Source organism: Aquamicrobium defluvii (assembly GCF_004363725.1).
In the GTDB taxonomy this organism is placed as follows: Bacteria; Pseudomonadota; Alphaproteobacteria; order Rhizobiales; family Rhizobiaceae; genus Mesorhizobium; species Mesorhizobium defluvii.
Map to the genome: position 1 here is coordinate 1 of NZ_SNZF01000074.1, position 2,502 is coordinate 2,502.

At 62.9% G+C, this 2,502-nt stretch carries 2 protein-coding genes; both read left to right on the forward strand.

All coding sequences use genetic code 11. The annotated features are described in order from the left end of the window. The first annotated feature begins 116 nt into the window (after positions 1-116). Positions 117-1,685, forward strand: a complete 1,569-nt coding sequence (istA, locus tag DES43_RS22125) for an IS21 family transposase (protein WP_073067652.1) — start codon at positions 117-119, stop codon at positions 1,683-1,685. Next, the gene (gene istB, locus DES43_RS22130; protein ID WP_035033516.1) at positions 1,618-2,352 is read left to right on the forward strand and encodes an IS21-like element helper ATPase IstB; all 735 of its coding nucleotides are present in this window, start codon (positions 1,618-1,620) and stop codon (positions 2,350-2,352) included. The genes istA and istB overlap by 68 nt, the downstream gene beginning before the upstream one ends. Positions 2,353-2,502 lie beyond the last annotated feature (150 nt).

Sequence of the window (2,502 nt, forward strand, 5' to 3'; positions counted from 1 at the left end):
TGTGATTTTTCATGGAATGAGGACCCCAGTTGAGGGGTAATTTTCGTCCAAACGGGACCCCTTAACGTGGGGTCATCAAAGTGCGTCCGGTTTGATCGGAGGCATTTGTGTTTTGGATGTTGGTTGTGGAGACGATTGCAAAGATACGCCGGCTGTCGCTGGTGCAGGGGAAGTCGATCAAGGCGATCTGCCGGGAGTTGAAGATCTCGCGGAAGGTGGTTCGCAAGGTGCTGCGATCGGACGAGACCGAGTTCCGCTACGAGCGCAAGCATCAGCCGTATCCCCGGATGGGAGCCTGGCGTGAGAAGTTGGACGGGCTGCTGTCGGCGAATGCGGCAAAGCCGCAGCGTGAGCGGCTGACGCTGATCCGGATCTTCGAGGAGCTTCGCGGCCTTGGCTATGACGGCAGCTACAGCTCGGTGTGGCGCCACGCGCAGGATTGGGATGAGCAACGCGGCAGCGCCGCGGCTGAGGCCTATATCCCGCTGAGCTTCGCGCCTGGCGAAGCCTACCAGTTCGACTGGAGCCACGAGGTCGTCCTGCTCGACGGCGTGACGGTGACCGTGAAGGTGGCGCACATGCGGCTCTGTCACAGCCGCATGTTCTTCGTTCGGGCCTATCCGCGCGAGACGCAGGAGATGGTGTTCGACGCCCATGACCGGGCGTTCGCCTTCTTCCGCGGGGCGTGCACGCGCGGTATCTACGACAACATGAAGACGGCGGTTGACGCGATCTTCATCGGCAGGGATCGCCGCTACAACCGCCGCTTCGCGCAGATGTGCGGTCATTACCTTGTCGAACCGGAGGCCTGTACGCCGGCGTCGGGTTGGGAGAAGGGCCAGGTCGAGAATCAGGTCGGGCTGGTACGAGAACGCTTCTTCACGCCGCGTCTGCGCTTCAAGACGCTGGAGGACCTGAACGGCTGGCTGGCCGACAAATGCGTCTCCTGGGCCAAGGCGCACCGGCATCCCGAACAGGACGGCCGCACGATCTGGGAGGTGTTCGAGGAGGAGCGCGGCAGCTTCATTCCATATGCCGGACGCTTCGACGGCTTCCACTGTGTCCCGGCCTCGGTGTCGAAGACCTGCACGGTGCGCTTCGACAACAACAAATACTCGGTGCTGTCGAGCGCCGTCGGCCGGCCGGTCGAGATCCATGCCTATGCCGATCGCATCGTCATCCGCCAGGACGGCGTGGTCGTCGGCGAACATGCCCGCTGCTTCGGCCGCAACGAGGTGATCTACGACCCTTGGCATTACGTCCCGGTATTGGCCCGCAAACCCGGCGGGTTGCGCAACGGCGCACCGTTCAAGAACTGGGTTCTGCCGTCGGCCATGGAGAAGGTGCGTCGCAAGCTCAAGACAGTGGATGACGGCGACCGGCAGATGGTGTCGATCCTCACCTGTGTGCTGAGCGACGGATTGAACGCGGTCGAGGCGGCCTGTCAGGAGGCGCTCGATCACGGCGTCTCGTCGGCAGCGGTGATCCTCAACATCCTGGCCCGCCGCCGCGACCCGGCGCCGGGCACGATCCTTTCCATTCCCCAGGCGCTGAAGCTGGCTCACGAGCCGATCGCCGACTGCGCCCGCTATGACAGTCTCAGGAGGACGAACAGCCATGGAACGCACCGAGGTTCTGGAACTGATGGGCACGCTGAAGCTCTACGGGATGCGATCAGCCTATGACGAGATCATGGGCGTCGCCATCAAGCGCCAGCACGAACCACCGAAGATCGTCGGCGATCTGCTGCAGGCCGAGATATCCGAGAAGCAGGCCCGCTCCATCAAATACCAGCTCACCGTCGCCAAGCTGCCATTGGCCAAGGACATCGATGACTTCGACTTCACCGGCACGCCCGTCAACGAGAGCCTGATCCGTGATCTTGCCGGCGGAGCCTTTGTCGCCGATCAGCGTAACGTCGTCCTGGTCGGCGGCACCGGCACGGGCAAATCCCATCTGGCCATCGCCATTGCCCGGGCGCTCATCCGCAACGGTGCGCGCGGCCGCTTCTTCAATGTCGTCGACCTGGTCAACAGACTGGAGACCGAGACCCGTGCCGGCCGCCAGGGGCGCATTGCCGATCACCTGACCCGGCTCGACTTCGTCGTGCTCGACGAACTCGGCTATCTGCCCTTCGCCCAGGCCGGCGGGCAGTTGCTCTTCCATCTCGTCTCGAAGCTCTACGAGCGGACCAGCGTCATCATCACCACCAACCTGGCGTTCGGCGAATGGCCCACCGTCTTCGGCGACGCCAAGATGACCACGGCGCTGCTCGATCGACTTACCCATCACTGCGAGATCGTCGAGACCGGAAACGAATCCTGGCGCTTCAAGAGCCGCTCTCAAAGCTAAAGCCGAAAGCAAACGAGCCGCGCCCGATCAGGCTGTGCAACCCCGACCAGCTTCGCCTGATCGGGCGCTCACCGTCGTGCCCTCCATCAACCCAAAACCGGGGTTCCTTTTGCGCGAAAATACGGGGTCCCGATTCCACGGTCATTGACA